Source organism: Candidatus Binatia bacterium, assembly GCA_036382395.1.
In the GTDB taxonomy this organism is placed as follows: domain Bacteria; phylum Desulfobacterota; class Binatia; order HRBIN30; family HRBIN30; genus JAGDMS01.
This window is the reverse complement of the sequence record DASVHW010000095.1, coordinates 1-6,426: the sequence shown is the minus strand read 5'-3', so window position 1 is coordinate 6,426 and position 6,426 is coordinate 1. Positions and strand designations below refer to the sequence as shown.

At 63.4% G+C, this 6,426-nt stretch carries 5 protein-coding genes; 1 reads left to right on the top strand and 4 read right to left on the bottom strand.

Features of this window, described 5'->3' with window-relative positions; genetic code table 11:
* Positions 1-195: 195 nt before the first annotated feature.
* From VF515_04575 to VF515_04560, 4 genes are all read right to left on the bottom strand, one after another.
* On the bottom strand, positions 196-2,346 hold the full coding sequence (locus tag VF515_04575) for a hydantoinase/oxoprolinase family protein (protein HEX7406910.1): 2,151 nt from the start codon (positions 2,344-2,346) through the stop codon (positions 196-198).
* 233 nt (positions 2,347-2,579) lie between these two features.
* On the bottom strand, positions 2,580-3,197 hold the full coding sequence (locus VF515_04570; GenBank protein ID HEX7406909.1) for an SRPBCC family protein: 618 nt from the start codon (positions 3,195-3,197) through the stop codon (positions 2,580-2,582).
* A complete protein-coding gene (locus VF515_04565; protein HEX7406908.1) occupies positions 3,197-3,871 on the bottom strand; it encodes a nucleotidyltransferase family protein in 675 nt (224 codons plus the stop codon). The genes VF515_04570 and VF515_04565 overlap by 1 nt, the downstream gene beginning before the upstream one ends.
* The gene (locus VF515_04560; protein ID HEX7406907.1) at positions 3,858-4,940 is read right to left on the bottom strand and encodes an XdhC/CoxI family protein; all 1,083 of its coding nucleotides are present in this window, start codon (positions 4,938-4,940) and stop codon (positions 3,858-3,860) included. The genes VF515_04565 and VF515_04560 overlap by 14 nt, the downstream gene beginning before the upstream one ends.
* 314 nt (positions 4,941-5,254) lie before the next feature.
* Here VF515_04560 and VF515_04555 point away from each other — a divergent pair.
* Positions 5,255-6,426: M20 family metallopeptidase (locus VF515_04555; GenBank protein ID HEX7406906.1), on the top strand; the 1,172-nt coding region annotated here is incomplete at its 3' end.

The window sequence follows — 6,426 nt, the reverse complement described above, 5'->3', positions numbered from 1 at the left end:
GAGGTCACCTCGGGGAAAAAAGGGGCGTCGGCAACCTGAATGCTGTCCCAGCCCCACTCATCGGCAGTGCGGGCGATATCTAGAAACTCGGCAGGGTCGACCATGAACAGGTGAAATCCGAACCTCATGGCTCTTCTCCTTAATTCACGGGCGAATGTAGGTGAGATTTGAAGGCGGCGTCAAGGGAGGTGGCACTCATCGCTTGTTACCTTTCCTCGTCAGCCAGTAGATATCGTACTCGTCGATGCGGACGTGCCAGTCTTCCGGGACAAACAGCGTCGTGTTCGGTGCCTCAATCACGGCAAGCCCGTCGATCTCGTTTCCGGGACGCAGTTCCCCCATCTCCCAAATGTTCCCCGCCGACCAGCGACCCTTCTGAAAGATCTTGCGGGTCCCCTTGGAGGCGCCCTTCGGAGGCTTTTTCCCCTCCAGCTTGTGGCGCTGGAGCTTCGGCTTCACCGTGTCCACCTGGGCGATCACGCTGACTTCCGTAAAGTGGTAGGTCGGCTGGCCCGGCTTGCCCGCCAAGGTGAACATCTTGGTGAAGAGTTCCTCGTGGCGTGCCAGCAGCTTCGCCATGTCGGCTTCGGTATGCAGGCGCGCCACCGGCGACTCGACCTCCACATCCTCGAGCTGACCATAGAAGCGAATGTAGGCGGCCTGCCGGAGTTTGATCTGGCTGCGCTTGAAGCCTTCAGCCATCAGCTCTCCCAGCAGTTCTTTCTCCAGTTCCTCCCAGGTCGAGGAGACGGTCTTGCCAGCAGCCAGTTTCGTCGCCTTGTCGGCCCCATAGGGAATCACTGCGGCGATGCTCTTGTGGCGCCGGTGCGCGTAGTCCATGCAAGCGCCGCCCCAGGCGGAGAAGGCGCCGGCATGAGGCACGGTGGCGACGGCCTTCCAGGGATAGTCGCCGGCGTAACCGAGCAGGTGCACCGGCCCGCCGCCGCCGTAGCCGAGCAGGACGTAGTCACGCAGGTCGTGGCCAACCATCAGGCTGCGCACCAGGTGCTCGCGCATCAACACGTTGACCAGGTCCACACACTGCTCCGACGCCACATAGACGTCGAGCCTGAGCGGATCGGCGACTTTCTCCTTGAAAACCCGGTAGGACTTGTCGACGTTCACCTTGATCCGGCCGCCCAGGTAGTAGTCCTTGTTGAGTATCCCCATCAGCATGTTGGCGTCGTTGATGGTGGGAATCTCGTTGCCGGTCTCCTGGAACACCGGCCCAGGTGTACCGCCGGCGCTGTCGGGACCGAGCTTGATACGGTTGGTCTGCGGATCGAGCCGGATGTAAGTGCCGGTGCCCGCGCCGATCGAACGGATGTCGAGCATGGGCACGTTCACGTACATCTGTTGGAACGGAGGCTCGCGATCGATCGGTAACACGCCGGCGGTGATGGCGCCGGCATCGAAGCTCGTGCCGCCGACGTCGGAGCAGACGATGTTGTCTTCCTTGATCACCTGCGACAGGTACTTCGCCCCCATGATGCCGCCGACGGGACCGGACATGACGGTCTCGAATAAGCGGGGGTAGCGGATGTTGGTCACGCCGCCGTAGCACAGCACCGTCTTGAGCGAGTGTTTATAACCATTCTGCGCGAGCTTGGCCTCGACGCCCAGCAACTGCTTGCGCGCCGGCGCGGTCGCATACGCCTGGATCACGGTGGCGTTGGCGCGCGACATTTCCCGCATCGTGGGTGCGACGTCGCTGGAAGTGACGACGGGAATATCCAGCCCGGCCTTCGCCAGCTCGGCGCGGACAAGCTCGGCCGCGCGCTGCTCGTGCAGCGGGTTGCGGAACGAATTGATGAAGAGAATGGCCAACGACTGAATACGCTCGGCGATAAGGGCACGGGCCGCTGCCACCACCTCGTGCTCGTAGATCGGGATCACCACCTGGCCAAACATATCGACACGCTCGGTCACCCCGAACGTGAGGCGCCGCGGCACCAGCGGCTGCCGGTGCTTGCGGTACTGCATGTGGGTGATCTCCGACCACTGGTAGTCGATGAAGGTCTCGCGGCCGCGTCCCTGCACCAACATGTCCTCGAACCCCTTGGTGATGATCAGGCCTGTCTTCAAACCAGACAGGTTGATCAGGGCGTTCAGCATGCTGGTGCCGGTATAGATGGCCGTCTCGATGTTCTTGCAGAACTTCTGGCCATCACGCGCCATGTCCATGTTCATGTAACGCAGAGCCTCTTCGAGAGACTCCATGAATCCCACGCTTTCGTCGTACGGCGTGGTCGGGGCTTTGCCGATAACCGACCGCCCTTCTTCATCCACGACGATCACGTCGGTCATCGTGCCGCCGGCATCGCATGCTACTAGGTACCGGGTCATCGCAGGTCTCTACCGCCCTCGCACACTACTCCCATTGGTTCCGCCATGAAGCCTCCGCTGTATCCGGCGGTCGCCACGTCGCCGCTGCCTTATAACAGAAACAAACGCTCGTTTGGATAACGTGGCGGCACCGTCGAGCGAATGAGCAAGCCCCAATACGGAAGATGATCTCCGTCATTCGAGCTCCGCAACCAGTTCCACGTCAGGTGCTCCCTGTAACAGCAAGCCACGAGCTATTTCGGCTCGGCTGTTCGGCCGAAGAGCCGTCGGAAGAAACGAACGATGGACGACCACATGACCTTGAGAACGAGGGGCAGGACCCGGATGGGTGTGGCCTCGCTCGCGGTCGTTGGCCCAGGAGCCGCCAGAGATGCCGACCCTTCTGCCGGTGTCTCTTGGGACGCGGGCACGCGCTCTTTCATGCGGGCGACGAACTGGAGGAACAACTGATGCGCCACGCCCTGAATCATCCCCCTGCCCACTTGCATGATGCGACCGGTGATATCGACGTTGGCCTCGACGACCACCTCCGTCTGCCCACCCGGCAATGTCCGCACGCGACCGGACATTGTCCCCTTGGCCATGCCGCCGCCGGTCTCTCGGCCTTCGGCCGTCATTTGGACAACGTGCGCCTGATCGTCGACCTGCGTGAATTGGATGCGGCCTTTGTAGGTGGTCGTAATGGCTCCGACCTTGACCTTCACGCTGCCAAGAAACGTGCTGGCATCGATGACCTCGTCGAGCTGCGCCCCCGGCATACACGTCACCACCATGTGTGGGTCCATAATGAATCGCCACACCGTCTCTGCCGGCGCTTCAACTTGAAACGTCTCTCGGATCTCGATCGCCATCAACGTCGTCCTGGTTCAATCTGTCCCGACGCCCTTATCGTCTCGCCCCGCACAGTGTCAACGGCTCGCTCGTACTCCCCCTGGGTGTCAATGTCGCCGGGGGGCTCGCCGTCCACCGGGATCTCCGTAACCCATTCGGGGTGAGCTGACATCAGGACCCGTGCCCCCTCGTCCCCCTCCAGCTGCTCGGCCGCTAGCCAAATCCGGCGGGCAAGGAACACGGGATGCCCCGGGACGGCGCGGCCACTGGCGCCGGCGTACAGCGGCCGTACGATTGCTGACTCGGCAGCCAGGAAGGCTTCCGCCATGCGGTCGATCAGCTGCCGGGTGATCCGAGGCTGGTCACCGAGAAGGATGCCTGCCGCCACCGACTGCGGACTGGCCGAGCGCAGCCCCAGGCGCAGCGAGGAGCTTTGACCCTGTGCATAATCGGGGTTCACCACCACGCGGATGGAACGCTCGTCAGGCAGCCGGATGGCCTCTCTGACCTCCTTCGCTTGAACCCCCAACACGAGGACGATCTCGTCGAGACGGGAAGCAACGGCGGCATCGAGCACGTGCTGCAACAGGCATCGGTCCCCCAGCGGCAACAGCTGTTTCGGGCGACCCATCCGTATGGACGCACCGGCCGCGAGAATGATGCCGGAAAGAAAGGGGCGGTCAGCTGCGGCCATGGATGGGCCCGTTCTTTTCGCTGAGGCTCCGGCCGTCCGCCGCAAATCGTACCGCCAGCATCTCGGCGAGAATAGCGAGGGCAATTTCCTCGGGGGTGCGGGCACCGATGTCGAGGCCGATCGGCGCCCGGATGCGGGCGAAATCGTCCTGACCGAACCCCTCTTCCGCCAGTTGCGCCTTGCGCCGCTCGTAGGTGCGTCGGCTCGCCATAACCCCGATGTAGCGCGCCGGAGAGCGCAAGGCCCGCCCCAAACTGGGGATGTCGAATTTGGGATCGTGGGTCAGAATCACAATGTGTGAGCCCGCATCCAGCTCGGTCTGATCGAGCACGTTCCCAGGCAGGGCGCGCAAGAGTTCATCGGCATCGGGAAAGCGCTCGCGAGTCGCGTACGCGCCACGGACATCGATGACCGTGACTCGAAATCCCAGTCCTTTGGCCATGCGGCACAACGCCACGGCCGTGTGCGTCGCCCCCACGATGAACAGCCGCTGTGGCAGCGAGATGGCTTCGATAAAGATGGTCGCGTCTTCGCCGCGCCCGGGGGTGGTGAGAATCGTCGTTCCGCCCTTCGGTAACAGGCGACGCGCCGCGGCCGTCACCTGCTGATCCACGCTGGAGTCGATGCAGCCGATAACCGTATCGTCATCCAATACCGCCAGCTTGCGCCCGACCAACGGGAGCGGGGCGATCCCGATGCCCAAGGCAACAGGACGCTGGTTCTCCACGGCCTGGCGGGCAGCCTGCCACACTTCATCCGCGGCGAACGGTTCTATCAGGACATCGATGGAGCCACCGCAGCTCAACCCCACCTCGAAGCCCAGCTCGTCGGCGATCCCGTAGGTTGCCACCGCTGGCTGTCGGCTGTCCAACACCTGCACGGCGCGCTCGAATACGTCACTCTCGACGCAACCGCCACTGACGGATCCCGCCATCCTGCCACTGCGGGTCAAACACAGGCGGGCTCCCGGCAACCGCGGGGCCGAACCGCGCACGCGCACGAGGGTAGCCAGGGCGATCTCTTCACCCTCCTCCAGCCACCGATCGAGGTCAGCAAATATCTCTCTCATAACGGCGTAACCCAGAGACTACACTTCAATGCGCTACCGGGCAAAGGTTGATACAGACGCCGTCGTCACCGACGTAAGGTAAGCAAGAGCGCCCGGCGTTCTCGACCTTGCAAGTCAGAAGGGATAGCCTCATCTCGTCGTCTGGAGGTGTCGAAAGACGGGGGGCTGGTGCTTCGACAAGCATGTCCTGAGCGCAGTCGAAGGGCTCAGCACGAACGGTTGGGTGTTTGATTTCAAATAATCTTTCCGTTCACCCTGAGCCTGTCGAAGGGTCTGTCTCGAGAAAACCGACAGCCTAGTCTGGAGGAGGACCTATGGCGGCTACGATCGCCGAATGGAAGGAACGGGCGTGCGCCGCGGTCGAAGCGCAGCGGACTGCGTTGATCGCATTGAGTTCCCGCATTCACGCATACCCCGAGCTGAAGTTCGAGGAAGCGCAATCATCGGCATGGCTCGCGGAGTATCTCGAGCGCGCCGGCTTCAGAGTCGAACGGCAGGCCTACGGCTTACCCACCGCCTTCGCCGCGCGCATCGGGAGCGGCTCTCCCCAAGTGGCCGTGCTGTGTGAATACGACGCCTTGCCGGGTATCGGACACGGCTGCGGGCACAACATCATTGCTGCCGCCGGCGCCGGCGCCGGCGCTGCCTTGGCCGGGATCATCGCAGAAACCGGCGGCAGCCTGGTGGTCTTGGGCACGCCCGCGGAAGAAGGCGGCGGCGGGAAGATTCTGATGGCACGCCAGGGGGCCTTCAAAGAGGTCGATGCCGCCATGATGGTGCATCCCGCCGGCATGGACCTCGCCGCCATGCAGGTGCTGGCCTTCAGCCAGGTCGAGGTCGAATACCGGGGCCGAGCCGCCCACGCTTCGGCGTTTCCGCATCGGGGCGTCAACGCACTGGATGCGCTGGTGACGGCGTACACTGCGATCGCACAGCTGCGCCAGCACATCCGCGCCACCGAGCGCATTCACGGCATCATCACCGACGGCGGGCAAGCACCGAACATCGTGCCCGAACGGGCCGCAGGCATCTTCTGCGTTCGTGCCGCCACCGCGCCAGCGCTGGCGCGCCTGAAGGAACGGGTGGTGGCCTGCTTCAAAGCCGGGGCGCTGGCCACCGGTGCCGAACTCAACCTGCGGACCCTCGGTGATGACTACTCGGACATGTGGAGCAACCGGCCGCTCGCCGACTCCTACGCGGCGAACCTGGAACGCCTCGGCCGACACCTGATGGATCTCGGCCACGTTCCGGCAGCGATTGCCGGAAGCACGGACATGGGGAACGTCAGCAAGCTGGTGCCCGCCATCCATCCGATGATTGCCGCCGCACCGCCCACGGTCCCCTTGCATTCAACCGAGTTTGCTCACTGGGCCGGTGGGGAAGAAGGCCATCGCGCGGTGATCGACGGGGCCAAGGTGCTGGCGATGACGGCACTGGACGTGCTCTGCACACCCGAACTTGTGGCCGCCATGAAGGCCACGTTCGC